The following is a 23,924-nucleotide window of genomic DNA, read 5'->3' on the forward strand; positions in this document are numbered from 1 at the left end:
CCCTCCCTTTTTATTGAACTATTCTAACATTTCCTTTTTTTGTTTATTATACACGAATAAAAACCTAGCAAATTATTTAACGCTATTTTTTTTATTATTCCTCGTGTAGAATAATAAAATGTTTGATTATTAGGAGTGAAGAAATGCATAAACGAGAACAATGGACTTCCAAAATCGGTTTTATCCTTGCGGCCGCAGGGAGCGCTATCGGATTAGGCGCAATTTGGAAGTTTCCTTACGAAACCGGTTCAAACGGCGGCAGTGTTTTTATATTAATGTTCATTGTCAGCACGATCGCCATCGGCTTGCCCATACTGATTGCCGAGTTTGTTATTGGCCGGCGTGGCCAGGCTGATGCTGTTACCGGATTGAAAAAACAAGCACCAGGAAAGAAATGGTTTTTGATCGGCTGGTCCGGTTTCTTCTTTTCTTTTATGATTTTGTCTTTTTACAGTGTCGTCGGTGGATGGATTTTATCTTATTTAGGACGTTCCGTCCTGCTGCAGCTTTCTAATTTAGGCGACAATGATTTTGCAAATCTGTTTAATGGGATTATTGGTAACCCAGTAGAAGTTTTGATTGCACAAGGTTTGTTTATGTTTTTAACAATTTGGATTGTCCAAGGTGGGGTTCAGGCAGGGATTGAACGCGCCAGCAAAATTATGATGCCGGCATTGCTGCTGTTCTTCCTGGTGTTGATGATCCGTTCATTGACACTTGATGGTGCTTTAGAAGGCGTTAAGTTTATGTTCGTGCCGGATTGGTCATTCTTTACATTTGAAACTGCCTTAACTGCTCTAGGCCAGGCCTTTTTCTCGCTGAGTGTTGGGGTCGCAGGTATGATCACATACGCTTCTTACTTATCAAAAGAAGAAAACTTGACACGTTCTGCTCTCAGTGTCGTTTCGTTGAATATTATCATCTCTATAATGGCTGGCCTTATTATTTTCCCGGCGGTCTTTGCCCTCGGCTATTCGCCTGACCAAGGACCCGGACTGGTCTTCATCATTCTCCCAGCGATTTTCGATCAGCTGTTTATGGGTGAATTTTTGCTGATCATTTTCTTTGGACTTATGCTGTTTGCAACCTTAACCTCTTCTATCGCCATGCTGGAAATTGTCGTATCGATTGGCGTAAAAAACAAATACGAACGCCGCCGCAAATTAGCATGGATATACGGCTTGATGATTTTCCTTGTTGGTATTCCAAGTGCCTTGTCGTTCGGCGTCATGTCAGAACCGTTTTTATTCGGTTATATATTCTTTGATTTCATCGATATCCTGACCAGTAAAATCGGTTTGCCGCTGGGAGCTCTTTTCACTTCCATTTTTGCCGGCTATGTATTAACGAAAAAAGACAGCGCGCTGGAATTGGAAGGCGAATCTACCTGGTTTTCCATTTGGCGCTTCCTGGTCCGATATGTTGCACCAGTTGCCATCATCGTTGTCTTTATCCAAGGCATTCTGGATGTATTCTCAAAATAAATACCTTAATATGCCTTAATTTGATTTATCGAAATGGTGAGATTATGGTATGATTTCAATTAGCAATTGAGATATTATGCAAAGGAGTGTATGAATTTGAGAGAAGATTTGCACGCCCAATTAAAATTCCTTCGGGAAGAGCGCCGTTTGTCTTTGGATGAATTGGCATTAAAAGCACGCGTTGGCGTCGCTCGCATCCAAGCTTATGAATCAGGGGAAGAAACACCATCCGTCCAAACCATTCTAAAGCTATCAAATGCATTAGAGGTTCCAGCTTCTAATTTGCTGGATTCTTTGGAAACATCCAAATAAAAAAGCTTTCGGCTGTATTAGCCGAAAGCTTTTTCTTTTTAAATAATGCTTTTTGCTTCGAATTTCAAAGCAATTAATTTATAAGAAATTTCGACGCATCTCTCAAGCGGAATCCACTTTTCAAAAGAAAATTCATAAATTCGTTGAATCTGCTTTCCTAAGTCGGATGGGTGATCCAATAAGTGCAATTGAGCTACCACATCGACAATTTCTGTCCCGTATAGCTCCTCGCCTAGCGAAAAAGGGTCCCATTCCTTAAGGATTCTGGCTGCGCGTCGATTCATTTCACTGGTTTCCATTTAGTTTCACCTGACATTTCTGTATTGTTAAGAGCTATGATATCATAGAAAACAAAAAAGAAAAGAGCGTTATTCCCGGGTAATGTTGAAGTGGTCCTGGAATGCCGGCGTTTTATAGGGCCTAGTCTTAAAATCCCTCCTAGTTTATATGCTTATTTCAGTATGATGAAGGCAAATAGGCCATAACGATAATTTTCTGAACAACAAGAGAAACGTTTGAACATCTATTTCCGAGGAGCGATAGCGCTACTAACTTAATAAAGTAAAAAAAGAGGGAATCTCCTTTTGGAAGATTCCTCTTTTTTTATTGCTGTAGAATTTCGATCGATTCAATGACAATGTCTTCGACGGGTCTATCTTGCTGCGTTTCTGCAGCAGCGATTGCATCGACTACATCCATTCCTTCTATTACTTGGCCGAATACTGTATGGGCACCGTCAAGCCAAGGTGTTCCACCCATTTCGCTATAAGCTTTTTTCACTTCTTCGGGATGATCAGCAGGAATATTGCCTTCCGGAACTTGACTTGCCTGTACGATGAAGAACTGGCTGCCATTTGTTCCTGGGCCAGCATTCGCCATTGACAGCGCTCCCCGGAAGTTATACAAATGATCGCTGAACTCATCTTCAAAAGGTTCACCGTAGATGCTTTCTCCCCCGCCTCCTGTACCGGTCGGATCACCGCCTTGCAGCATGAAATCTTCAATTACCCGATGGAATATGAGTCCGTCATAATAACCTTCTTCAGCATGTGTAAGAAAGTTTTCCACTGCTTTTGGAGCCAATTCAGGGAACAGCTTGATTTGGATGGCACCTTTTGATGTATTCATTTGTACCAAGGCTTCGTTTGGTGCCACTTCTTCAGATAACTGAGGAAAACCTTCTACCGTTTTCGTTTCTGAAGCAGTTTCTGAAGATGTTTCTGTTTCTGTCGATGTTTCTTTTTTTGGTGTTTCGTTTTCTGCATTGCAGGCAACTAAAAAAGCAGCTGCTAATACGGTTAGCCATAATTTTTTTATCATCTCATTCACCCCGCTTTATTTTAGCATAAAGTTTTTTGAAAACATATGTAATTCACCTTACTTTTTTCGTGTGACGAAATACATTATAATAGAACCAGATTCACGGTTCAGAAAGAAGGGGTTCCGGATGAATGCACAAAAAAAGAATTTCTTTATTATTATGTTCTCCAATTTCCTGGTAGCCGGCAGCACAACGATGATCATGCCTTTTTTATCTCTTTATATTGAAACACTTGGCAATTATTCAGAGGCGTATGTTCAGCGATGGGCGGGACTTGTTTTCGGGGTTACGTTCGTTGCAGCATTATTCATGTCCCCTGTTTGGGGAAGAATTGCCGATAAATATGGCTATAAACCGATATTGATCATAAACGGATTCGGGATTGCCATCAGTATTTTCCTGATGGGGACTGCTGATTCAGTTCATGAACTATTCTTCATCCGTCTGTTTATGGGTGTGGTGACTGGATTTATCCCTACATCACTCGCATTTGTCAGTTCACAAACACCTAAAGAGGAAGCCGGCAAGACACTTGGCACCCTTCAAATGGGCAGTGTTTCGGGCACATTATTCGGTCCGGTGATCGGTGGATTGATGGCCGATACGTTCGGTTTTATCTACACATTCATCATTACGTCTGTTGTTATTGGCATTGCCGCGTTGCTGGTGGTAGTTGGCCTGAACGAAATCAAACGCGTCCAGAAAAAAGATGCCCATGTGTATGCACGAAAAACGATTATCCAAGGTATTCTAAATCATCGGTTATTATTTAATGTCATGATTATTACTTCATTGATCCAAATCGGCAACTTTAGTATTCAGCCGCTATTGTCATTGTATGTCGCACATTTAACGGACGGTTCACAAGTTGCTCTTTTAGCAGGTATAACTTTCAGTGCGACTGGTGTTGGCAATTTGCTGTTCGCTCGCCGATGGGGACGACTTGGTGACCAGATCGGTTATGAAAAAGTTTTGACTTTTTTACTGATCCTCGCGTTTGTCTTTATCGTGCCGCAAGCATTTGTTACGGAGCTTTGGCAGTTAATAATTTTGCGTTTGCTATTTGGTATTGCAGTCGGCGGAATGATTCCAACCACGACCGCGCTCATGAGAAGAGAAGCACCTATTGAAATCCAAGGAGAAATCATGGGGTACAATACAAGTTTCCGTTTCTTAGGAAATATTATTGGCCCGATGTTCGGAGGAATTGTCAGTGGATTTATCGGCATTCCTTCAGTCTTTATCGTAACGGGCTCATTATTCTTAGTTTCATTTCTATTTTTAAAATACACCACTTCAAAGCCCGAACAGGATTTTGAGGATGTCTTGCTCGAACAAGAACTGAAATCCATGTAAAAAAGCCGATTTTCTGTTGAAAATCGGCTTTTTTTATTATTTTTTTCAAAGTCACAAATTTTTCTTAATTGAGTTTCTTCCTATTTCAAATAAAGTGAAAAATACAGAGCCAATAGAGGGTGTTCCGATTCTTACGGTGCAAATTCTCTCCATGTACGTTATAATTTCTCTAGAAAGTCATCACGTATCCACTTGAAAGGAGGATTCATTTGTCACTTGTGTTTTTGATTTTCTTACCAATAGTTGCAGCCCTTTTTGTTCCGCTGCTGTTTAAAAAAATCGGCCAAATTCATACCGGCTGGTTTGTTTTAATTGTTCCAGTGATTTTATTTATTTATTACGCTTCGCTTCTTCCTGCTACAATGGATGGCGGCACGCGAGTTTCGGAATTCCAGTGGATTCCATCACTCGGCCTTTCATTCATTGCCTATCTAGATGGATTGAGCCTCTTGTTTTCGATGCTGATTACAGGCATCGGATCTCTCGTCGTATTGTATTCAGTATTTTATCTGGATAAAAATCGCGAACAACTACATAATTTCTACGTCTACTTACTGATGTTCATGACTGCCATGCTGGGCGTAGTCCAATCAGATCACTTGATTTCCCTTTATCTTTTCTGGGAACTTACGTCAATATCTTCATTCTTATTGATTGGCTACTGGTATACGCGCGATCGTTCACGGTTCGGGGCACTAAAGTCGATGATGATCACAGTTTTTGGCGGACTTATGATGCTCGGTGGATTTGTGCTACTCAGTATCATGGGCAATACTTATTCAATCCGGGAACTTGTTTCCCAGGCGCCTGAACTTGTTAACCATGAGTTCTTCATTTGGGCTTTGGTATTAATCTTGCTTGGTGCATTCACAAAATCCGCCCAGTTCCCATTCTATATCTGGCTGCCGGATGCGATGGAAGCGCCGACTCCTGTAAGCGCTTATTTGCACTCCGCTACCATGGTAAAAGCGGGTCTTTACCTGGTCGCCAGATTTACGCCTATTTTCGCTGCTTCGGGCACTTGGATTTGGCTCGTTACCGGAGTTGGGTTGTTTACCATGTTCTGGGGTTCGTTTTTTGCATTAAAGCAAAAAGATTTAAAAGCGATCCTCGCTTTTTCTACAGTTTCTCAGCTGGGATTGATCATGAGTTTACTGGGTGCTTCCGCACTCGGCTTCCATGTGGAAGATGCAGCAGGAACGGTCTTTAAATATGCCGCGTTCGCAGCAATTTTCCATTTGGTCAATCACGCAGTATTTAAAGGCAGCCTGTTCATGGTAGCTGGAATTATCGATCATGAAACCGGCACACGTGACATTCGCAAACTGGGCGGTTTGATGAGCATCATGCCAATCAGTTTTACACTGGCCATGATCGGATCGTTTTCGATGGCTGGCATTCCCCTTTTTGGCGGATTCTTAAGCAAAGAGATGTTCTTGACGGCAATGCTTGCCATCACTGAATTCAATTTATTCTCTCTGGATGTATGGGGTGTACTGTTTCCTGTACTGGCATGGATCGGAAGTGTCTTTACGTTTGTTTACAGCTTCTATTTCGTGTTCTATACTTTTGCCGGCAAGCACAAACCGGACGAATTGCCGAAACACGCACACGAGGCGCCGATCGGCATGCTGATATCCCCTGCTATTTTAGCAGCGCTTGTCATCACCATATTCTTTATCCCGAATTTGGTTGGTGATTGGATTGTCAAACCCGCAGTATTGGCCATTCAACCATTTATGTATAGTTCTCCGGAAGAAATTGATATCCATGTCTCAGCTTGGCATGGTGCCAATACCGAATTCTTCATGACACTTGGAATTTTTGCTGTGGGTGGCTTGTTGTTCTGGTCATTCCGCAAATGGAAACGGGCATATGACGCATTTCCGGATACCGTTTCACTCAATCGCTTATACGATACCTTTATGTACTTAAGCGACGGTGGGGCAAACCGCTTTTCCGCTGTTTACATGACCGGATTTATCCGCTCATACCTTGTTTATATGTTCGGTTTCCTGGTGCTTATCATCTTAAGCACATTGGTTCTTACAGAAGCCTTTGTTCTTGATTTGACCAATTCGGCACCGATCGGGATTTATGAGATTGTTATCGTCGCTGCCCTTGTTGGCGGCACCATGACGATCCTTGCCGCGAAATCGAGATTAACAGCCATTATCGCACTTGGGGCTGTCGGCTATTCAGTTGCATTGTTCTTCGTCATTTTCCGTGCTCCGGATTTGGCATTGACCCAATTGGTGATTGAGACTATTTCAGTAGCATTGTTCCTTTTGGCTTTCTATCATTTGCCAAGAGTCAGCAAAAAAGAAGAACGGATGGGCTTTAAACTCGGCAATGCAGTAATTGCCCTGGGAGTGGGTGTAACAATGACGCTCGTCGCCCTGGCTTCCCATTCGCAAAAAATCCTGCCTTCGATTTCAGAATACTACAAGGAAACCGTTTATTCTGAAGCAGGCGGCGGAAATATCGTCAACGTTATTTTAGTCGATTACCGTGGATTTGATACACTTTTTGAGATTACTGTTCTTGGAATCGCTGGGATTGCGATTATCACCATGATCAAACTCCGTTTAAGCAAAAAGGAGGGGCAGCATGAAAACAAATGACGTGATGCTTCAAACCGCTACCAAAGTCGTGATTTTTATTATTTTGATGTTTGCTGTCCACATTTTCTTCGCCGGCCATTACACGCCTGGCGGAGGGTTTGTCGGCGGACTCCTGACTGCAAGTGCCATTGTGTTGTTGATGTTGGCCTATGATATCGAAACAGTGAAAAAGATCATACCATTCAACTACGTGATGATGACGTCAATTGGATTATTGATAGCACTGGCTACTGCAGGTGCTTCAATCTTGTTCGATGTTCCGTTCTTCACTCATGCTTATGACTACTTTGATTTGCCATTACTTGGTGAGACATCTTTGCATTCTGCTGCTTTGTTTGATTTAGGTGTATATTTGGTTGTTGTTGGTGTTACGATGACCATTATTCAAACGATTGGAGAGGATGAATAATGGAAATTATTATGTCAGTTGTCATCGGCTTCTTGTTTATGGCAGCTGTATACTTAATGCTTTCGAAAAGTTTGATCCGCATTATTATCGGTACCGGTTTGCTTAGCCACGGCGCCCATTTGCTGCTTTTGACGATGGGCGGGCTTGACGGGACGGCTCCTCCTGTAGTTGCTGAAGGAGTCAGCACTGCAGATTACGCCGACCCCCTTCCGCAAGCGCTTATTTTGACAGCGATTGTTATTTCTTTTGCAGTAACGTCGTTCTTCCTGGTCCTTGCTTACCGCTCCTATCAGGAGCTTGGCACCGATAACGTGAATTTAATGAGAGGAACTGAAGACTATGAGTAACTTACTTCTATTTCCTGTCTTAATTCCGTTGCTATTTGCTGCAATTTTGCTGTTTTTCCCTAAAAAGATCCGCATGCAGCGCGTTATCGCTGCTGTAGGTGCCGGATTGGCATTAATCGCAGTTTTGTTCTTAATAGCTAAAGTAGAGACAGATGGCATCCAAGCTGTAACACTAGGCAGCTGGGCTGCACCTTTTGGCATCACCATGGTATCTGACCTGTTTTCTGCACTGCTTGTACTTAGTGCAACGGTCATTACCTTGTTCATCATTTTTTACAGCTTTCCGACAATCGGGGCTGCAAGAGAGCAATCTTATTATTATCCGGCTGTTCTCTTTCTGTTGACAGGGGTCAACGGTGCTTTTACAACTGGTGATATTTTCAACTTATTCGTATTCTTTGAAGTTTTGTTGATGTCCTCTTATATGCTGATTGTCCACGGCGGAGAAAAGCCTCAATTACGGGAAAGCATCAAATATTTGCTGGTTAATATTATTTCTTCCGCTTTCTTTGTAGCCGCTGTTGCTTATTTGTATTCTGTTACAGGTACATTGAATATGGCTGATTTAGCTGTAAAAATTCCGCAGATTGAAGCTACAGGAATCTTAACGGTCATTGCCGTCATGTTTCTTGTCGTATTTGGCTTCAAGGCAGCCATTTTCCCATTGTATTTCTGGCTGCCAGGTGCTTATTATGCACCGCCAATCGCTATTCTAGCGTTATTCGGCGCTTTGCTGACTAAAGTTGGGGTTTATGCGATCATGCGTACCTATACGTTGTTTTTCACCATGAATACCGAATTTACCCATGAATTATTAGGGATTATTGCCATTTTGACAATCTTGGCCGGCTGCGTCGGCGCGCTTGCCTATTTTGATGTAAAGAAAATTATTATTTACAACATCATTATTGCAGTTGGCGTCATTTTGTTCGGCGTTTCGCAATTGAATGAAGCTGGGGTCGAAGGGGCCATCTTCTATTTGATTCACGATATGTTGATCAAAGCAGCTTTATTTTTCCTGGTAGGTATTATAGCGGTCATTTTTGGAACTTCAAACTTGCGCCAAATGGGAGGATTAATGAAAACATATCCTGCTCTTGGGTGGATATTTTTGATTACCGCTTTCGGATTGGCCGGTATTCCCCCACTTAGCGGATTCCCTGGTAAATTACTGATTGTCCAGGGCGGTTTTGAAGGTCCCCAGTTCTGGGGCAGTATTGTTATTCTTGCGACGAGCTTACTGGTGCTTTTAAGCGTCATCCGGATTTTCGTTTACGCTTTCTGGGGAGAACCGGTTGAAACCGTATCCCTTAAAAAGTCGACTTACCATAAAATGCTGATTCCTTCAGTGATTTTGGTTGCGCTCACTGTATTGCTAGGTGTCGGTGCTGAATTGTTCATGCCTTATATCAGCGGTGCAAGCGAAGTTCTATTAAATCCATCCATCTATATAGATGCGGTATTAAAGGAGTAGATGAAGATGGCATTGCAAATTTTACTTAATTTCTTTTTAGCCGGAGTTTGGATGTTCATGACTAACGCATTTACTCCCACAGGTTTTATAGTTGGATTTATCGTGGGCTTGCTGCTCCTTATCATGATGCGCCGATTCTTTTCCCACCGGCTTTACACGGCACGGGTCTGGGCAGTCATTTCTCTGTTCTTCCTGTTCCTGAAAGAGTTAATCCTTTCAAGCTTTTCAGTATTTAAGCTTGTTATTCAGCCTCGTTTAAATATTCATCCAGCAATATTTGAGCTGGAGACCGAGTTGAAACATGACTGGGAAGTGACTTTGCTTTCCGCTTTGATTACATTAACGCCTGGAACTTTGGTTGTCGGTATTTCAGATGACCAAAAACGGCTTTACATTCATGCCATTGATTTTGAAGATATTGATGATGCGGTCTCCTCAATTAAAAACACGTTCGAACGTGCTATATTGGAGGTGAGCCGGCCATGATGATGTTTTATTGGGTTTCTCTTATGATTATCAGTTTTGCTTTTGCCGGCTTGCTGTACCGCTTAGTAAAAGGACCTACCGTTGCAGACCGGGTCGTTGCACTTGATGCGCTAGGGGTGGCCCTAGTTTCAATTGTGGCTTTGTTATCGCTCATTACTGGAACAGAGTTTTTTATTGAAATTATTCTGTTATTGAGCATATTGTCTTTCATAGGGACAACTGCTTTTGCGAAGTTTATAGAGAGAGGAGAGATTTTCGATCGAAACAACAATCGTTAATATCCTCATTATTGTTTTAATCAGCACAGGAGTCATTTTCAGTGCCGTTACAGCACTTGGGCTGGTTCGGCTTCCTGATGTCTATACACGGACGCATGCAGCTTCTAAGAGCTCTACACTTGGGGTGATGTGTATTCTGGCTGGAACGTTCATTCATTTCTGGCTGATTGAAGATCACTTTAATCCACAGCTGATCATCGCAATTGCTTTTCTGTTCATCACTTCTCCTGTAGCGGGACACTTGATCGGCCGGGCCTCGTATATGTCCGGCATTCCATTGGCTAAAGAAACCGTACGGGATGATATGAAAGCTGCTGTCGAAAAAAAGTTAGACGAAAAGAAATAAAACGAGCCGTCAAGCAAACTCTGCTTGACGGCTCGTTTTTCATTGCTCTTCTGCCATTCTTTCAACCATCATGGCCAGCGTCCGGACCATCGCTCCAGTACCGCCTTGTGGCCCTAAATCGTGGCTGGATGCTGCATGGGAAGTTCCCGCTATGTCCAGATGGATCCACGGAGTATTGTCAACGAACTCCCCGACAAAACCGCCGCCGAAAATCATATGGCCATCGCGGCCAGGAGAATTATTCAAATCCGCAACATCGCTTTTGCGGATGCGTTTTTTGTCGCGTTCCGTAAGCGGCATTCTCCAGACAAACTCTCCAGTTTCCAGTGCCGCTTCCATAAACGTTTCAAAAAAGGCTTCATCGTTTGTCAATGCACCCGTTTTGTCATTTCCTAGCGCAATGATTACGCCGCCGGTCAATGTAGCGACATCAATAATATGCGTTGCTCCCAACTGTTTGGCGTACGTTACAGAATCAGCCAATACCAAACGGCCCTCGGCATCTGTATTCAAAATTTCAATCGTCTTGCCGCTCAGCGAAGTGATGACATCATCCGGCTTGAATGCATTGCCTGACACCATGTTGTCCGTAGACGCGATGACGGCCACGACATTTTTCTCCGGCTTCAATTCACCGATTACTTTCATTGCCCCGAGAACCGCAGCAGCGCCGCCCATATCGCCTTTCATCCCGACAATGCCGTCTTTCGGCTTTAACGAATAGCCGCCTGTATCAAAGGTAATCCCTTTTCCGACGAGTGCAAGTGGATGTTCAAAACCTTCGGTCGCTTTGTATTTCAAGACAATCAAACGCGGTTCTTCGACAGAACCTTGATTGACTGCAAGGATTGCACCCATGCCCAGCTCTTCAAGTTCTGCTTTACCGAGAATATCCGTTTCAAAACCATACGTTTCTCCCAGTTCTTTAGCATAATCAGCAAGAGCCGTGGCAGTCAAAAGATTGCCGGGCATATTTACGAGGGTTCGAGCTTCATTTACCGATTGGCCGAATACTTGTCCGATAAATGCAGAAGCCTGCATCTCTTCAGCGTCTTCAGCGGTCAAAATACTCAAGGACTCGAGTGAAACTTCAGCTTCATTGGATGAGGTTTTATAATCATCAAAACGGTACGTCCCCATCGTGATTCCCTCAGCAGCCAAGTATGCTGCGTCTTCTGCAGCAATGCTGTCATTCTGGAAAGAATCCAAATAAATGGCTGCGTGTTTGATTTTCTTCTTTAACAATTCTTTGCCCACATGTCCAAAAGAAATGCGCAAATCGTCTTCCGTCAGTTTTTTCCGGTCATTCAGCCCGACAAATAACACACGTGGAATAGAGCCTGATAGGGTTGGATAGATAACCAACGAATTGGAGTCGAAAGACAAATCTTTTTTGGTCCATTCCTCCAACTTGCCGTTAAAGCGTTCTGAAAACTCGCTCCATCCTTTGCTGTTTTCCGGATGGCGGCTCAATCCGACCACTAAGATTTCTGCGTCAACCTTCACTGCATCATTCTGTATTCTAAGTTCCATTAATATCCCCCTCTTTTCGGCTTTCTTTCTAAGTTTAGCATGTAATACGATTAGCGAGTAGTTCGGAATGCGAAATGAATCGTCCAAAAGCCCAGCTGCCTATTATGTTATACTTACCAAATATACCGTTTTGAAAGGTTGTGAAGTTTTGGAGATTTTCTCTAACTTGCCTCTTATGATTGCGTTATTTGCTATCTTGTTTGCTCAGCTGGTAAAAATTCCAATACAGTACATCGTTTTCCGCAGATTGGAATGGAAATTGTTCACTTCAACAGGAGGCATGCCAAGTTCCCATTCTGCGGCCGTCACTTCCCTGACCACTGCTGTTGCTTTCGAACATGGTGTTGATTCCACTATTTTTGCTGTATCTACCGTCTTTGCTGTCATAACCATGTATGACGCAACGGGTGTCCGTTTCCAAGCAGGCCAACAAGCCTTGACGATCAATAAAATGCGGAATGATTTCTACATATTCATGGATGAAACAAGAAAATGGCCACAGAAAAAAGAAGAGGAAAAAATAGAAGAATTAAAGACCTTGCTTGGACATAAACCAAGTGAAGTCCTAGTAGGTGCTATCACCGGGATTGCTATATCCTTTGTCTTTTATGGACTGCTAACATAAAAAATCCGCCAAACCGGAAAAACGGTTTGGCGGATTTTTTAAACCTATTAAAACATTTGATAACCCATTTTGCGTAAAACCTTCATCACAATCCCCGATGTAATTGCACCAGCAAAACCAGCCAATAACACCGCAATATCGCTGCCAGTCAAAGAAGTCAGCGTATTGCCCAGCATTGAAAAAGATTCACCTGGATTAATGAAATAGTCAAAAAAGCTGACGTCATCAATAATCAATAACACAACAATCGGATAAACAATTGCCATGAGCCATGTCATGCGCAACAGCATATTCAGCAAAAAACCGATGCCGAAAAACATGACGAAAAATAAAAGGACCGAAATTATTAATTGAACAATACTGAATGATGTATTCATGAATTCTAACCTCCGATATTCCTTTCATCAGTTTACCCGAAATACCACAGGCTTTCAACGAAGCAAACCAGAATTCATCGCTTTGTCAAATGTTGAACGAAAAGCGGAGACGCCTGTCTAGTCCCGACTGGCGCTGGAGGGCTTGCCGGTAATGGCGTAACTTTGCCATTGCCGGCAAGACCGAAGCGACCCGAGGGACTAGGCGACGGAGCTGGACAGCAAGAAAAGCGGAAATGGCCGGTAAGGTTCGACAGGCATAAGATGGACCGGCGAAGCGGCGTTCTTTGCCGCATAGCTGGGACAGCTTATGACTCGAGAACCTGGCCATTGCAGCTGAACACTAAGAAAAGCGGAAGCGTCTGTTCAGCTCCGACGGGCGTAAGACGGTTTGGCGAAGCGGCATATCTTCAGCCGCACACTCTTGAAAAGTAGAAGTGCCTGTTCAGCTCTGACAGGCATAAGACAGACCAGTGAAGTGGCGCATTTGCCACACAGCTGGGATGGCTTATGACCCGAAGAGCTAGGCACTGAACTAGACACCGAAGCGGCTTACGACCCAAGGAGCTAGTCGCTGCAGCTGGACATTAAGAAAAGCGAAGTGCCTGTCCACTAAAACAAAAAAAGGCACCTATGGAGTTTTCTCCACAGGTACCTTTAAGAAAGTCATTTTTTACCGGATCCTGAACAGCGGGAGCACGTTTCTGAACCGCCCAAACGCAATTGGAAATAACCTAGGCCTGCACAATACGGGCATTTGTTAGCAGGTATTGCTTTTTTGAAAAATGTCATTCGAAACACCTCCCCCTGTTATTGTTTGTAATATTCTGATAATATAACACGTGAAATATCATTATGCAACTATAGAAAAAGGCGATGTAAACGGATACATCGTCTTTTTTCTTTCTTATACATCTTATATCTTTGTTATACTCTATTTCTTAAAAAATAACTTATATGTAGAATAGCCAAAAACGTCTCCAGGATTGACGTCCTCAATTGCTTGAAAGCCTTCCTCTAGAACATAATTCACCATTTCCTGCAGCATAACGGATACTGAATCATCTTTTGCCAACTCATCTGGCGACAGCCACGCCGCTTCGTACAATTCCGATAATTGGGCTTTGATCGGTTGATTTTCATCGATCGCTTTTAATAGAAAAATAGCCATATTATCGCTAATTTCTTCTCTTATCACACCCGTACGGAATCCGATCATTCCTAGCAAACCGCAATCGATGCCTGTTTCTTCTTTGACTTCCCGTAATGCCGCTTGATCAATCGTTTCATTAGCCATTACAAAACCCGCTGGCAGAGACCACTTGCCATGCAAGCCACCATACCTCTTTTTCACTACCAGCCACTGTTTCTTAGAATTGACCACCAACCCTGCAGCTCCCAGCCATATATTGCCCCGTCTATGTTTTGTCATCAGCTATTCTCCTTTAACAAAAAAAGCCCCCGCAAGCGGGAGCTGTTGATTTTGATTACAGAACGTTAAACTTACCTTTTTTCATGACTAGACCAGCGCCGCCTACTAAGAATAAAGCGCGGTTGTCGATCATTTTCTTCATGAATGAAGCACGTTTTCCTGTGACTTTTTTGCCGAATACAACACCGATAGCATCGTCTTCGCCTAAAGAACATACAGTTCCTTTTAAGTCAGGAACAAATGGATGTGTGTCTTCGCCTTTAATCAAGGCGTTGATGTTTTTCGCTACTGTTTCACCTTGCTGCATAGCAATCTGTGCAGTTGGCGGATAAGGGCGGTTTGTTTCTTCGTTGATCATCAATGCGCAATCTCCTAAGATGAAAACATCAGAAAGTCCAGGAGCACGAAGATCTTTGTCCACTTTTACGCGGGCACGCATGTTTTCAATTCCTGATTCTTCAATCAGTCTGTTTCCGCGTACACCTGCAGCCCAAACGACAGTGCCAGCTTTGATGAACTCGAAGTTATCATCGCCTTTTTTGATGTTAACGCCTTCTGGAGTCGCTTCAACAACCGGAGTTCCGATCGAGAATTCAATTCCTTTAGATTCCAGTTTGCCAACTGCGTAGCTGACAAGCTCCGGATCAAAGCCAGGCAAGACCATTGGTGCTGCTTCAACACATACCACACGAACTTTTTCACGCGGTACGTCGAACTCTTTGCAAAGTTCCGGTACACGATTAGCAAGTTCCCCTAAGAACTCGATTCCTGTAAATCCTGCTCCGCCAACAACGATTGTCAAGCGGCTATCGTCTTTCTCTTCTTCTGCAGACCAGTTAGCGAATTGGAATTCGATATGCTCACGAATATAACGCGCTGCTTTTACGTTTGCGATTGAAAGAGCGTATTTGTCAAGACCAGGAATTCCGAAGGTTTCTCCTTCGAATCCTAAAGCGATTACAAGATAGTCATATGTAAATACGCCGTTATCAGTTGTCACTTTTTTGCCATTTACATCAATCGCTTCAACTGTTGCTTGAACGAACTTTGTTTTGACGCTGTCGATTACATCTTTGATATCGTAACGGACTTGCTCAGGAAGCAAGGTACCAGCAGCCGCTTCATGAAGCCAAGTGCTCTCGTAATGGTATTCGTTTTTGTTGATCAATGTAATGTCTGCGGCATCTGTGCCCAGAACTTTCTGCAAGTTTACTACAGTAGTTAAACCACCATAACCTGCTCCTAATACTAAAATTGACGGTCTTTTCACCACAATCGCAACCACCTTCAAATTTTTTTTAACCGGTATACAATAAATACGAGTCGTTTTTTAATCCTTAAAACTCCTACACTCTATATTAGCCCTTTTACATATTGTTTTCAACTGACAAATCACTGCCAATAAGGTTTATACATAAAGTGTGAAGGATTTATTACAGAAAGCCACAAGTGAAGCAAAAATCTTTGGCATTCTACGGATTTTAGGCAAAACCATTAAGATGTTCCACTGAAAAATCCTAAACGCCTTTTCTGTTGCCAAATAAAAAAGCCTCTCAATCAAAAGAGAAGGCTTTGTTATTAAAACTATTAAATGCCGATCAGCAATTTTCAGGTGTCCCTGCTTTTTGAGCAGTCCGGAATGAAGTTCCGCACCCACATGAAGCAATGGCATTTGGATTTTCAATCGTGAACCCGCCGCCCATCAAAGATTGCTTGTAATCAACAACCGTCCCCTTTAGGACAGGGGCATCTTCTTTTGCAACCAATATCCGGATGCCGAATTGCTCTAATAAATCATCACCGGGTCCTTGTTCTTTCTCAAAACCCATTCCATAAGTCAATCCGCTACAGCCTCCGCCTTTTACAGCTACACGAAGGAAAGAATCTTCTTCTTCGTTGTGGCGCATCATTTCTTTAACCTGAAATGAAGCTGCTTCAGTGATCTCAACTACTTGTGTCATACGTATCACTCCTCTTTTGTCATCATAGCAATAAACCTTTGCTCGCTTCAAGTGAACAAGCTTGGTCGGAATCCTATCTATATGAACCAAAAAAGGGACCAGTAATGGGCCCCTTGGCATTAAAATACTTGTTCTACTTCCACAACGCCAGGAATTTCTTCCATTAACGCGCGCTCAATTCCCGCTTTTAATGTGATGGTCGAACTTGGGCAGCTTCCGCAAGCCCCAAGAAGACGAAGTTTTACAATTCCATCCTCTATATCAACGAGTTCACAGTCTCCTCCGTCACGCAAAAGGAATGGACGCAATTTATCTAGGACTTCCATTACTTGGCTTTCCATCATAGCTTCAGTCATTTATATCGACTCCTTTCATTATAATCATTATAATGTGATTGAGAGGAAAAAGCCACTAATGAATTCACAGGAGGTTCACCCAAATGCCAAAAGAAATATCGATTGAAGTTTACGGAACCGAAGTTATTTGTGCCAGCTGTGTCAATGCCCCTTCATCCATTGATACGTATGAATGGCTGGAAGCTGCTATTTCACGCAAATACAAAGACCAGCCATTTTCAATTACCTATATCGACATTGAGAAACCACAAACCGAAGAGCATAAGAAAGACTATGCACAGCGCATCCTGGACGACGAATTTTTCTACCCGCTTGTACTGGTTGAAGGAGAAGTTGTCGGGGAAGGTTACGTCCAGTTAAAACCTGTATACAAAGAACTTGAAAAACACGGCTTTAAAGCAGAAGCATAAAAAAGCGCTCATTTGAGCGCTTTTTTATTTTCCCCCTCGATTATGCCATTTGTTCAGTTTATGTTCACTCTCTATTCTTTCTCCCCATCCATAGAAATAGAAAAGCATCCGACCGATTCGATTGGATGCCTTTGCATCTACGTTAACGCTCACAGGTATAACTACGTTTACGCCGAACTTCACTAAGACATCGCCATATTCAGTTTGATCAAGTTCAACTCTTTCTATCTTTTCCACTCTTTTTAAACGATTCGCTCTTTTAAAATCGCGATGAAACTCAATTTGAAGCCTCAGCAGCTTGCTCTGCTAGTAGTCCACTCTGACGATTCTTCTCTAGTTTCAATGTGAAAAGTGTGATTAGACTGACAAGCATGAAGCCAGCAATTACGAACATGCCTTCTCTTAACTCTACAACCCCCAGCAACATCGGTCCTATGAAACCGCCCATTGCAGAAAGTGAACTTACTAAAGCGATGCCTGCTGGTGCTGTTGATTGCGTAAAGAAGAACGTTAAATACGCATAGAAAGAACCCGATATTCCATACAATCCTGCAGAGGTGATTGATAGCATTAAGACCATTAATGGTGCAGTCGGTACTAGCGCACAACCAATGAGCCCGACCATGGCAATTGACATACACCCAATTAAGTGCTTTTTATAGGAATTTGTTCGGTCTGCGTTCCATCCAACAAACAGAATTGCCGGAATGGCGATGAGGGATGGAATCATGGCCAGCCAGCCAATTTCTATGTTCGTCGTTGATGATGAAGATAAGGATTTAAGAATTGTCGGCATCCAATAGGACAATCCGTTAACCGCGACAAAGCCCGCCATATTAACGAGTGACAACTTCCAAACCTTCGAATCTTTCAACATGGCAAGGTGTGAAGTTTTATTGACCAATGAACTCAGTTTTCTCTCCTGTTCTAATTCGCCTTCAAGCCATGTTTTCTCTTCGGTCGTTAACCACTTGGCATCAGCCGGTTTATTTGTCATGTAAAAAAGAACGACAATTCCCAATAAAACAGCAGGTATGCCTTCTAAAATGAACATCCATCTCCAACCGGCTAAACCACCCCATGAAATGGTGTCGATAATCCAAGTTGACAGCGGCGCACCTATCAATGCACTCAATGGCAAAGCAATAAAAAAGACAGCGGTTGCTTTCCCTCTTTCACGTGCTCTAAACCAATAGGTTAAGTAAAGAATAATACCCGGTGTGAAACCTGCTTCAGCCACTCCAAGTAAAAAGCGTAATATATATAAATGGGTAGCAGATTGTGCAAATCCAGTTAATACGACGATAATCCCCCAAGTAATCATAATCCGGGAAATCCATAGTTTTGCACCAAACTTTTTTAACATCAAATTGCTTGGAACTTCAAACAGGAAATAACCGATAAAGAACAAACCTGATAACAAACCGAATACTTCAGCCGTTAAAGCTAAATCTGCATTCATCTCCAAGGCCGCAAATCCAAGATTGATCCTATCCAAAAAAGCAACCGCATATAAAAGTAAAATAAACGGCAAAATCCTTCTCATCGTTTTCTGAACCGTTCTTTTTTCAATCGCAGTAATTGAGTGTGTTTGATCCATTTCTTCCCCTCCACTTCAAATCAACTATTGGCATATGCATGTGCTTTTTCAAATATATCCCTATTGGCCAGCAAAGATTTTTGTTAGAAACCTTAGATTTACTTGGAGTTTCACCCTTTTTCTACATGTTGCATCGAGAAGTAGCCAAAGCCTCACTCGGCAAAGGGAAACAACATCCCTCTCAGATATGTATCCGCTTTCAATTCTCTCTTCGCAAGCTTTTTCATGCTAAAATAAAAGGATTTCGTATTAATATTCACCTCTTATTAAGAATGAATACATGGATTAAAATGAAAAACCTATAACATCTCCGCCCCTTTCCCTTTTTCTTCGTTTCCTCCACGCCGCCACAAGCAAACTTTCCAAAAAATTCAAGCTATACTGCTACTTTACGATTTTAACCACTTTAGTTCTAGAGTGTTAATTGTTAGTTTTTCATCGAAAACTCCACAACAATTTTATAGTTTTTTCCAAGAAGGCATTTAAAAGCCTAAAATCCCATAGAGTTTTTTAATTAAATAAAAAAAAAAACCTTAAACACTTATGTGTTTTAAGATCTTTTACGAAAATCATGCTGTTTTGGTATTTTGGAAGAGCAATTCTTGAAGATGCCCGAAGCTGATGTGGATTTTGATACGAATTGAAAAAAATTGAGACATAAGGATACCCAGGCGCCCAAAACAACTATACCCACATTACGATAAAAATGAAAAAAGAAGCCACCTAACAAGTTTTCACTCGCTTCGGCAGCCTCTTCCCTATCAAAAATCTATAGATTGTATGCGGCTTTTGTGTAAAGCGCCGAGAAATCCGAAAGGGATTCCCTATTGTCCCTCAATAAAACTAGGTTTAGGCAACTTCTCAGCCATTATGCCATTTATACATCCAAAGCACTCCGGATTTCATCAAACGGGCAATCCGGCCGGTTACCGTCCGGTCTGCCAAATAAGCGAAACCTTGTTTTTTCCCAAGTGATCCAAGGAATCCTTTAAGCTGGATTTCCGGCATTTTCTCAGGCAATGGTTCATTTCTCCAAACTGATTTCAGCACTTTAACGATTTGTTCTGCTTGTTCCTCAGCTAGCTGAGCGGACGGCGCCATTGGCAAAGCCGCACAATCTCCGACTACATATACATTCTCATAATTCGGCACTTGATGGTATTGATTCAGGACAATGCGACCGCCGCTGTCACTTTCAACGCCTAATTCACGCACAACTTTTACCGGCTGAATTCCTGCCGTCCATACAACTGCGTCCACCGGGATGGTTTCTTCATGGTTGTAGAGTAGATTCGGTTCCACTTTTGTAATGTTGGAACTCGGAACTACTTCCACATTGTTTTTGTCAAACCATTTCTTGACGAAGTTACTCAAGCGCTCCGGGAAATCCCGCAGAATCCGAGGGCTTCGGTCAAACAGTTTGATTTGAAGATCCTGTCTGCTTTCACGCAATTCACTGGCTAATTCGATGCCGCTAAGACCTGCTCCGACCACACCAACAACAGCTCCGGATGGAAGCCCCAATAAGGTTTTAAAAGTTTCACGAGTTTTGCCGATCGTCTGGATGCTGTACGTAAATTTGTCCGCACCTGGCACGTTGTGGTATTTGTCTTCACAGCCCAATCCGATCACCAGATCATCGTATTCGATGCGCTCATCATTCTCCAAAACGACGCATTTCCCGTCCAGATCAATCTTCTCGATTTCCCCATGAACCAATTTCAAGCGGTCGCTTTCCGGGAAAGGCACACGCACTTCATGATCAGATGCCGTTCCTGCAGCGAGTGCATAAAACTCTGTTTTCATACTATGGAATGGTGTGCGATCGATTAAAATAATTTCAGTATCCAATGGAAGGTTATTTGGCAACAAGCGAAGCAGTATTCGCATATTCCCATATCCTCCGCCAAGTAAAACCAATTTTCGCATAAAAATCTCCCTTTTCATCCGTCTGTCTGCACAATTTCTCAATTATGAGTATAGCGGATTGTGATAACTTTCACAAGCCATTATATCGAAATCAATTAATTGACTATCGCTATAAAAAAAGGTAGGATTTCGTAGTAGTGAGGTGACCAAAATGAAACCGATTGTGGAATTTTGCATCAGCAATATCGCAAATGGATCACAAGAGACTTTTGAAAAACTAGAACGCGATCCTAACTTGGATGTATTGGAATATGGCTGTTTAAGCTACTGCACAAAATGTTCAGAATCCCTATACGCACTTGTAAACGGTGAAATTGTAGAAGCCGATTCTCCTGAAGAATTGACTCAAAAAGTCTATGAATTTATAGAAGAAAACCCTTTATTTTAAGCCGTTGAAAAACGGCTTTTTTATATGTTCCAAAACCCGAGATTTTCAAGCAAATGAGTTGGCTGAACGTCTTTTTTTATGACGTCTTCCATCGGAGTGACTCCTGTATTGACATGGACGGTGTCGATTTCAAAATGGACACCCGCCAAAATATCCGTATCATAATTATCCCCGATCATGACCATATCGCTTTTATCAAAAGCATGTTCATACAGGATGGCATCAAGCATATGCCCTTCCGGCTTGCCGATGTAGATAGGTTCAATTCCCGTAGAGGCAGAAACAAGCGTCGTAAATGCCCCGTTCCCCGGCACCAGTCCTCTTTCTGATGGAAAAGCCAAATCACGGTTTGTGGAAATAAATACCGCCCCTTTCCGGATTTCAAGACAGGCTGTTGCCAGCTTGTCATAATTTACACCAGGATCGATTCCCATTACTACTATGTCTGCATCCTGCTCTACACGTGTGATGCCTTCTTGTTCCAATGCCTGACTGAGTCCATCAGAACCGATCATATAGACAGTTCTATTTGGATACCAGCGCTTGATGTATTTGGCAGCGGCGATAGCGGAAGACATGATTTGGGATTCAGCTGTCTCAATGCCGAATCTTGCAAGCTTCTGATTGAGCTGCTGTTGTGTCATCGATGCATTGTTCGTCACAAAAAACGGTTCAATTCCTTTGAGCTGCAGCCGGTGGACGAACGCAACCGCTTCTGAAATCGGCTCGGTCCCCCGGTAAACCGTGCCGTCCAAATCAAGGCAATAAGCTTTATAATTTTTCATTTGTAGACTCCGGCAGAAATGCTGAAACTGGGCCCAGTTCATGTTCTAAATAATATTCAACTTTCGGTCCGAAATTCTTCAGTGGTTCGAGATGGCCACCAATTACAGTCACCAGTTTTTGATGGTCCACTTTCATGAATTCACGCACCAGCATTTTCCGCAATTCAATAACTTCTTTCAGTGGTTCATCCATTTCTGCAGTAATCACTTTTTCATCAACTAATATGTCTATAATGTCTTCATAACTTCCAGGATCCCGCATAATAAAACCATCAATCATTGAATTCCCTACATCAATGATTGATTCGATTATATTGTTTGCAAGGCGTTCCAAGGCAAGCTGGTCGACAAAAGAAGCCCATTCTTTCTTTTCTTCATATAATTCCACCAGTGAAGACATATAACCCACTGTCTCAGTAATTTTATTTCTATCTATAAAATACATCTAAAACCCTCCATTAAACAAATGCTCAATTCTTATTTTTCTCTTCTTTATCATATCATATGGACATGGAAAAACCCTCGCCAGATTATGAATCTGTTTCGAGGGTTTCCATTTGCTGTTCTTCGACCGGCGCTTGAGCCTTGCCTATTTTTTTAATGACAAAATAAGCGCAGCCAAAATTGCAATATTCATATAAATAATCCTGCAAGGTGCTGATTTTGGTGTCATAAGTCGCTTTGTGGTTGGAATCTTCAAAAAAACCTTTCAAGCGCAGCTGGCCATATCCCCAGTCGCCTAATATATAATCGTATTTCGCCAGGATTTCACTGTAGCGGTTTGTCAACGCTTCCAGCTGAAATCCGTCTCGATAATCGATTATGATATCATATTCCCATTGATCTAATGTAATCATTTTCGTCACCACCCATTAGCTGTTTGAAACAGCTGCTTGTATATCTCCAAGACGTTGGCGCTCTTTTGCTGCTGCATTGACCTGTTCATCGGCGTGGTAGCTGCTCCGTACCAGCGGTCCTGCCTGGCAGTGCGAGAACCCTTTATCCATCGCAATTTCCCACAATTCCTTAAACTCTTTCGGTGAATAGTATTTCTGCACCGGCAAATGCTTTTTAGAAGGCTGCAAATACTGTCCAATGGTCATAATGTCAACATTGTTCGCGCGCAAATCGTCCATCACTTCGATGATTTCCTCTTTTGTTTCACCCAATCCAAGCATCAATGATGACTTTGTCGGAATTTCCGGACGAATTTCTTTAGCACGCTTCAATAATTCAAGAGAACGATCATAAGTGGCACGGGCTCTAACTCTTGGAGTCAGCCGGCGCACCGTTTCAATATTATGGTTCAAAATATCAGGTTCTGCAAGCATTAAGCGTTCCAGGTTTTCATACACACCGCCCATATCAGAAGGCAGAACTTCCACTGTTGTAAATGGATTCAAGCGTTTAATGGCACGCACAGTTTCAGCGAACACTTCCGATCCGCCGTCTTTCAAATCATCCCGGGCCACTGCTGTAATTACCGTATGCTTCAAGTTCATCAATTGCACAGACTTTGCTACACGTTCCGGCTCTTGCAAGTCCAGTTCATTCGGCAATCCTGTCTTAACTGCGCAGAAACGGCAGGCACGGGTGCATATCGCCCCTAAGATCATAAACGTCGCTGTTCTTCGGGTGCCCCAGCATTCATGGATATTCGGGCATCTGGCTTCTTCACAAACGGTATTCAGATTATTTTCCCGCATCATTTTCTTCAAATCTGTGTAGTTTTCATTCGTGTTGAGCTTAATCTTTAACCAATCGGGCTTTCTTAGATGTTCCTGTTTACCTGACACGCGCATCGTCCCCATTCTATTTGGCTTTATGTATGATTATTGTTCCCTTCCAAATGTACCATAAAGAATCAATGCTCACAACATAGCAAAATCTTCCATATCTTACTTAAAGTAAAAAACCCGGAAGCGTTTATGCTTCCGGATTTCTGTGTTTTTATGCGTTTTCATTTGCTCTGCTTGCTTTGAGTGCTCTGCTTGTGCTGACGGCATGCATGATACTTGCAGCTAAACCGCCCCAAATAATGATCATACCGATAATCATGACTACAATTGCACTAGTTGACATACTTTGTGCCCC

General features: G+C 42.5%; 29 protein-coding genes. 13 read left to right on the forward strand and 16 right to left on the reverse strand.

Going from position 1 to position 23,924, the window contains the following annotated elements:
• Positions 1-143 precede the first annotated feature (143 nt).
• Both AC3AQ9_RS15995 and AC3AQ9_RS16000 read left to right on the forward strand, forming a co-directional pair.
• Complete coding sequence (locus AC3AQ9_RS15995; protein ID WP_488308493.1) at positions 144-1,484, forward strand: sodium-dependent transporter; 1,341 nt, start codon at positions 144-146, stop codon at positions 1,482-1,484.
• Positions 1,485-1,574: 90 nt separating this feature from the next.
• Positions 1,575-1,796 carry a helix-turn-helix domain-containing protein gene (locus AC3AQ9_RS16000; RefSeq protein WP_488308494.1) on the forward strand — a complete coding sequence of 74 codons (222 nt, stop codon included), beginning with the start codon at positions 1,575-1,577 and terminating at the stop codon, positions 1,794-1,796.
• Positions 1,797-1,834: 38 nt separating this feature from the next.
• Here the strand turns inward: AC3AQ9_RS16000 and AC3AQ9_RS16005 are convergent, their stop codons facing one another.
• A complete protein-coding gene (locus tag AC3AQ9_RS16005; protein ID WP_488308495.1) occupies positions 1,835-2,095 on the reverse strand; it encodes a DUF1871 family protein in 261 nt (86 codons plus the stop codon).
• A 304-nt stretch (positions 2,096-2,399) separates the two neighbouring features.
• The gene (locus tag AC3AQ9_RS16010; protein WP_488308496.1) at positions 2,400-3,116 is read right to left on the reverse strand and encodes a peptidylprolyl isomerase; all 717 of its coding nucleotides are present in this window, start codon (positions 3,114-3,116) and stop codon (positions 2,400-2,402) included.
• Positions 3,117-3,243: 127 nt separating this feature from the next.
• On the opposite strand from AC3AQ9_RS16010, the gene AC3AQ9_RS16015 reads away from it, so the two are divergent.
• The 8 genes from AC3AQ9_RS16015 (at position 3,244) to mnhG (ending at position 10,437) form a co-directional block, all read left to right on the forward strand.
• Positions 3,244-4,473 (forward strand): MFS transporter, encoded by a 1,230-nt coding sequence (locus AC3AQ9_RS16015; RefSeq protein ID WP_488308497.1) that lies wholly within the window; start codon positions 3,244-3,246, stop codon positions 4,471-4,473.
• 209 nt (positions 4,474-4,682) lie between these two features.
• Complete coding sequence (locus tag AC3AQ9_RS16020) at positions 4,683-7,097, forward strand: Na+/H+ antiporter subunit A (protein ID WP_488308498.1); 2,415 nt, start codon at positions 4,683-4,685, stop codon at positions 7,095-7,097.
• Positions 7,084-7,506 carry a Na(+)/H(+) antiporter subunit B gene (locus tag AC3AQ9_RS16025; protein WP_488308499.1) on the forward strand — a complete coding sequence of 141 codons (423 nt, stop codon included), beginning with the start codon at positions 7,084-7,086 and terminating at the stop codon, positions 7,504-7,506. Before AC3AQ9_RS16020 ends, AC3AQ9_RS16025 begins: the two co-directional genes overlap by 14 nt.
• Positions 7,506-7,853: a Na(+)/H(+) antiporter subunit C gene (locus tag AC3AQ9_RS16030; protein WP_488308500.1), complete on the forward strand. Its 348-nt coding sequence runs from the start codon at positions 7,506-7,508 to the stop codon at positions 7,851-7,853. Before AC3AQ9_RS16025 ends, AC3AQ9_RS16030 begins: the two co-directional genes overlap by 1 nt.
• Positions 7,846-9,327 (forward strand): Na+/H+ antiporter subunit D, encoded by a 1,482-nt coding sequence (locus AC3AQ9_RS16035; RefSeq protein WP_488308501.1) that lies wholly within the window; start codon positions 7,846-7,848, stop codon positions 9,325-9,327. Before AC3AQ9_RS16030 ends, AC3AQ9_RS16035 begins: the two co-directional genes overlap by 8 nt.
• Positions 9,328-9,333: 6 nt before the next feature.
• The gene (locus tag AC3AQ9_RS16040) at positions 9,334-9,813 is read left to right on the forward strand and encodes a Na+/H+ antiporter subunit E (RefSeq protein WP_488308502.1); all 480 of its coding nucleotides are present in this window, start codon (positions 9,334-9,336) and stop codon (positions 9,811-9,813) included.
• On the forward strand, positions 9,810-10,091 hold the full coding sequence (locus tag AC3AQ9_RS16045) for a Na(+)/H(+) antiporter subunit F1 (protein WP_488308503.1): 282 nt from the start codon (positions 9,810-9,812) through the stop codon (positions 10,089-10,091). Before AC3AQ9_RS16040 ends, AC3AQ9_RS16045 begins: the two co-directional genes overlap by 4 nt.
• 19 nt (positions 10,092-10,110) lie before the next feature.
• On the forward strand, positions 10,111-10,437 hold the full coding sequence (gene mnhG, locus AC3AQ9_RS16050) for a monovalent cation/H(+) antiporter subunit G (RefSeq protein ID WP_488308676.1): 327 nt from the start codon (positions 10,111-10,113) through the stop codon (positions 10,435-10,437).
• A gap of 39 nt (positions 10,438-10,476) precedes the next feature.
• On the opposite strand, the gene AC3AQ9_RS16055 is transcribed toward mnhG, so the two are convergent.
• Complete coding sequence (locus AC3AQ9_RS16055; RefSeq protein WP_488308504.1) at positions 10,477-11,970, reverse strand: leucyl aminopeptidase; 1,494 nt, start codon at positions 11,968-11,970, stop codon at positions 10,477-10,479.
• Positions 11,971-12,118: 148 nt separating this feature from the next.
• On the opposite strand from AC3AQ9_RS16055, the gene AC3AQ9_RS16060 reads away from it, so the two are divergent.
• The gene (locus AC3AQ9_RS16060) at positions 12,119-12,595 is read left to right on the forward strand and encodes a divergent PAP2 family protein (RefSeq protein WP_488308505.1); all 477 of its coding nucleotides are present in this window, start codon (positions 12,119-12,121) and stop codon (positions 12,593-12,595) included.
• A gap of 47 nt (positions 12,596-12,642) precedes the next feature.
• Here AC3AQ9_RS16060 and AC3AQ9_RS16065 read toward each other — a convergent pair whose 3' ends face one another.
• The 6 genes from AC3AQ9_RS16065 to AC3AQ9_RS16090 form a co-directional block, all read right to left on the reverse strand.
• Positions 12,643-12,972 carry a YuiB family protein gene (locus tag AC3AQ9_RS16065; protein ID WP_488308506.1) on the reverse strand — a complete coding sequence of 110 codons (330 nt, stop codon included), beginning with the start codon at positions 12,970-12,972 and terminating at the stop codon, positions 12,643-12,645.
• Positions 12,973-13,635: 663 nt separating this feature from the next.
• On the reverse strand, positions 13,636-13,761 hold the full coding sequence (locus tag AC3AQ9_RS16070) for a YuiA family protein (protein ID WP_488308507.1): 126 nt from the start codon (positions 13,759-13,761) through the stop codon (positions 13,636-13,638).
• A gap of 142 nt (positions 13,762-13,903) precedes the next feature.
• Positions 13,904-14,401: an NUDIX domain-containing protein gene (locus tag AC3AQ9_RS16075; RefSeq protein WP_488308508.1), complete on the reverse strand. Its 498-nt coding sequence runs from the start codon at positions 14,399-14,401 to the stop codon at positions 13,904-13,906.
• 55 nt (positions 14,402-14,456) lie between these two features.
• A complete protein-coding gene (locus tag AC3AQ9_RS16080; protein WP_488308677.1) occupies positions 14,457-15,671 on the reverse strand; it encodes an NAD(P)/FAD-dependent oxidoreductase in 1,215 nt (404 codons plus the stop codon).
• 328 nt (positions 15,672-15,999) lie between these two features.
• On the reverse strand, positions 16,000-16,362 hold the full coding sequence (locus AC3AQ9_RS16085) for a HesB/IscA family protein (RefSeq protein ID WP_488308509.1): 363 nt from the start codon (positions 16,360-16,362) through the stop codon (positions 16,000-16,002).
• A gap of 119 nt (positions 16,363-16,481) precedes the next feature.
• Positions 16,482-16,718 (reverse strand): NifU family protein, encoded by a 237-nt coding sequence (locus AC3AQ9_RS16090; RefSeq protein ID WP_300992117.1) that lies wholly within the window; start codon positions 16,716-16,718, stop codon positions 16,482-16,484.
• An 83-nt stretch (positions 16,719-16,801) separates the two neighbouring features.
• Here AC3AQ9_RS16090 and AC3AQ9_RS16095 point away from each other — a divergent pair, with 83 nt between their 5' ends.
• Positions 16,802-17,128, forward strand: a complete 327-nt coding sequence (locus AC3AQ9_RS16095) for a YuzD family protein (RefSeq protein WP_488308510.1) — start codon at positions 16,802-16,804, stop codon at positions 17,126-17,128.
• A 277-nt stretch (positions 17,129-17,405) separates the two neighbouring features.
• Here AC3AQ9_RS16095 and AC3AQ9_RS16100 read toward each other — a convergent pair whose 3' ends face one another.
• Both AC3AQ9_RS16100 and AC3AQ9_RS16105 read right to left on the reverse strand, forming a co-directional pair.
• A complete protein-coding gene (locus AC3AQ9_RS16100) occupies positions 17,406-18,728 on the reverse strand; it encodes an MFS transporter (protein WP_488308511.1) in 1,323 nt (440 codons plus the stop codon).
• A gap of 861 nt (positions 18,729-19,589) precedes the next feature.
• Entirely contained in the window at positions 19,590-20,657 is a 1,068-nt protein-coding gene (locus tag AC3AQ9_RS16105) for an NAD(P)/FAD-dependent oxidoreductase (protein WP_488308512.1), read from the reverse strand.
• Positions 20,658-20,808: 151 nt separating this feature from the next.
• On the opposite strand from AC3AQ9_RS16105, the gene AC3AQ9_RS16110 reads away from it, so the two are divergent.
• Complete coding sequence (locus AC3AQ9_RS16110) at positions 20,809-21,045, forward strand: YuzB family protein (protein WP_300992112.1); 237 nt, start codon at positions 20,809-20,811, stop codon at positions 21,043-21,045.
• A gap of 20 nt (positions 21,046-21,065) precedes the next feature.
• On the opposite strand, the gene AC3AQ9_RS16115 is transcribed toward AC3AQ9_RS16110, so the two are convergent.
• From AC3AQ9_RS16115 to AC3AQ9_RS16135, 5 genes are all read right to left on the reverse strand, one after another.
• The gene (locus AC3AQ9_RS16115; protein ID WP_488308513.1) at positions 21,066-21,830 is read right to left on the reverse strand and encodes a TIGR01457 family HAD-type hydrolase; all 765 of its coding nucleotides are present in this window, start codon (positions 21,828-21,830) and stop codon (positions 21,066-21,068) included.
• On the reverse strand, positions 21,817-22,275 hold the full coding sequence (locus AC3AQ9_RS16120; protein ID WP_488308514.1) for a DUF86 domain-containing protein: 459 nt from the start codon (positions 22,273-22,275) through the stop codon (positions 21,817-21,819). The genes AC3AQ9_RS16115 and AC3AQ9_RS16120 overlap by 14 nt, the downstream gene beginning before the upstream one ends.
• Positions 22,276-22,360: 85 nt before the next feature.
• Positions 22,361-22,687 (reverse strand): YutD family protein, encoded by a 327-nt coding sequence (locus AC3AQ9_RS16125; RefSeq protein ID WP_488308515.1) that lies wholly within the window; start codon positions 22,685-22,687, stop codon positions 22,361-22,363.
• A 15-nt stretch (positions 22,688-22,702) separates the two neighbouring features.
• Positions 22,703-23,626 (reverse strand): lipoyl synthase, encoded by a 924-nt coding sequence (gene lipA, locus AC3AQ9_RS16130; RefSeq protein WP_488308516.1) that lies wholly within the window; start codon positions 23,624-23,626, stop codon positions 22,703-22,705.
• A 154-nt stretch (positions 23,627-23,780) separates the two neighbouring features.
• Positions 23,781-23,912: a methionine/alanine import family NSS transporter small subunit gene (locus AC3AQ9_RS16135; RefSeq protein ID WP_488308517.1), complete on the reverse strand. Its 132-nt coding sequence runs from the start codon at positions 23,910-23,912 to the stop codon at positions 23,781-23,783.
• Positions 23,913-23,924: the final 12 nt, after the last annotated feature.

The organism is Planococcus sp. VCh962, assembly GCF_057748275.1.

What these genes read in the sequence shown, in the direction of transcription:
- AC3AQ9_RS16070 (WP_488308507.1), bottom strand. Translation starts at nt 13,761, where the DNA reads ATGACATTTTTCAAAAAAGCAATACCTGCTAACAAATGCCCGTATTGT.
- AC3AQ9_RS16095 (WP_488308510.1), top strand. Translation starts at nt 16,802, where the DNA reads ATGCCAAAAGAAATATCGATTGAAGTTTACGGAACCGAAGTTATTTGT.
- AC3AQ9_RS16085 (WP_488308509.1), bottom strand. Translation starts at nt 16,362, where the DNA reads ATGACACAAGTAGTTGAGATCACTGAAGCAGCTTCATTTCAGGTTAAA.
- AC3AQ9_RS16115 (WP_488308513.1), bottom strand. Translation starts at nt 21,830, where the DNA reads ATGAAAAATTATAAAGCTTATTGCCTTGATTTGGACGGCACGGTTTAC.
- AC3AQ9_RS16135 (WP_488308517.1), bottom strand. Translation starts at nt 23,912, where the DNA reads ATGTCAACTAGTGCAATTGTAGTCATGATTATCGGTATGATCATTATT.
- AC3AQ9_RS16005 (WP_488308495.1), bottom strand. Translation starts at nt 2,095, where the DNA reads ATGGAAACCAGTGAAATGAATCGACGCGCAGCCAGAATCCTTAAGGAA.
- AC3AQ9_RS16120 (WP_488308514.1), bottom strand. Translation starts at nt 22,275, where the DNA reads ATGTATTTTATAGATAGAAATAAAATTACTGAGACAGTGGGTTATATG.
- AC3AQ9_RS16030 (WP_488308500.1), top strand. Translation starts at nt 7,506, where the DNA reads ATGGAAATTATTATGTCAGTTGTCATCGGCTTCTTGTTTATGGCAGCT.
- AC3AQ9_RS16040 (WP_488308502.1), top strand. Translation starts at nt 9,334, where the DNA reads ATGGCATTGCAAATTTTACTTAATTTCTTTTTAGCCGGAGTTTGGATG.
- AC3AQ9_RS16065 (WP_488308506.1), bottom strand. Translation starts at nt 12,972, where the DNA reads ATGAATACATCATTCAGTATTGTTCAATTAATAATTTCGGTCCTTTTA.
- AC3AQ9_RS16045 (WP_488308503.1), top strand. Translation starts at nt 9,810, where the DNA reads ATGATGATGTTTTATTGGGTTTCTCTTATGATTATCAGTTTTGCTTTT.
- AC3AQ9_RS16000 (WP_488308494.1), top strand. Translation starts at nt 1,575, where the DNA reads ATGAATTTGAGAGAAGATTTGCACGCCCAATTAAAATTCCTTCGGGAA.
- AC3AQ9_RS16015 (WP_488308497.1), top strand. Translation starts at nt 3,244, where the DNA reads ATGAATGCACAAAAAAAGAATTTCTTTATTATTATGTTCTCCAATTTC.
- AC3AQ9_RS16090 (WP_300992117.1), bottom strand. Translation starts at nt 16,718, where the DNA reads ATGACTGAAGCTATGATGGAAAGCCAAGTAATGGAAGTCCTAGATAAA.
- AC3AQ9_RS16105 (WP_488308512.1), bottom strand. Translation starts at nt 20,657, where the DNA reads ATGCGAAAATTGGTTTTACTTGGCGGAGGATATGGGAATATGCGAATA.
- AC3AQ9_RS16075 (WP_488308508.1), bottom strand. Translation starts at nt 14,401, where the DNA reads ATGACAAAACATAGACGGGGCAATATATGGCTGGGAGCTGCAGGGTTG.
- AC3AQ9_RS16125 (WP_488308515.1), bottom strand. Translation starts at nt 22,687, where the DNA reads ATGATTACATTAGATCAATGGGAATATGATATCATAATCGATTATCGA.
- AC3AQ9_RS15995 (WP_488308493.1), top strand. Translation starts at nt 144, where the DNA reads ATGCATAAACGAGAACAATGGACTTCCAAAATCGGTTTTATCCTTGCG.
- AC3AQ9_RS16010 (WP_488308496.1), bottom strand. Translation starts at nt 3,116, where the DNA reads ATGATAAAAAAATTATGGCTAACCGTATTAGCAGCTGCTTTTTTAGTT.
- AC3AQ9_RS16100 (WP_488308511.1), bottom strand. Translation starts at nt 18,728, where the DNA reads ATGGATCAAACACACTCAATTACTGCGATTGAAAAAAGAACGGTTCAG.
- AC3AQ9_RS16035 (WP_488308501.1), top strand. Translation starts at nt 7,846, where the DNA reads ATGAGTAACTTACTTCTATTTCCTGTCTTAATTCCGTTGCTATTTGCT.
- AC3AQ9_RS16055 (WP_488308504.1), bottom strand. Translation starts at nt 11,970, where the DNA reads ATGGAACTTAGAATACAGAATGATGCAGTGAAGGTTGACGCAGAAATC.
- AC3AQ9_RS16025 (WP_488308499.1), top strand. Translation starts at nt 7,084, where the DNA reads ATGAAAACAAATGACGTGATGCTTCAAACCGCTACCAAAGTCGTGATT.
- AC3AQ9_RS16110 (WP_300992112.1), top strand. Translation starts at nt 20,809, where the DNA reads ATGAAACCGATTGTGGAATTTTGCATCAGCAATATCGCAAATGGATCA.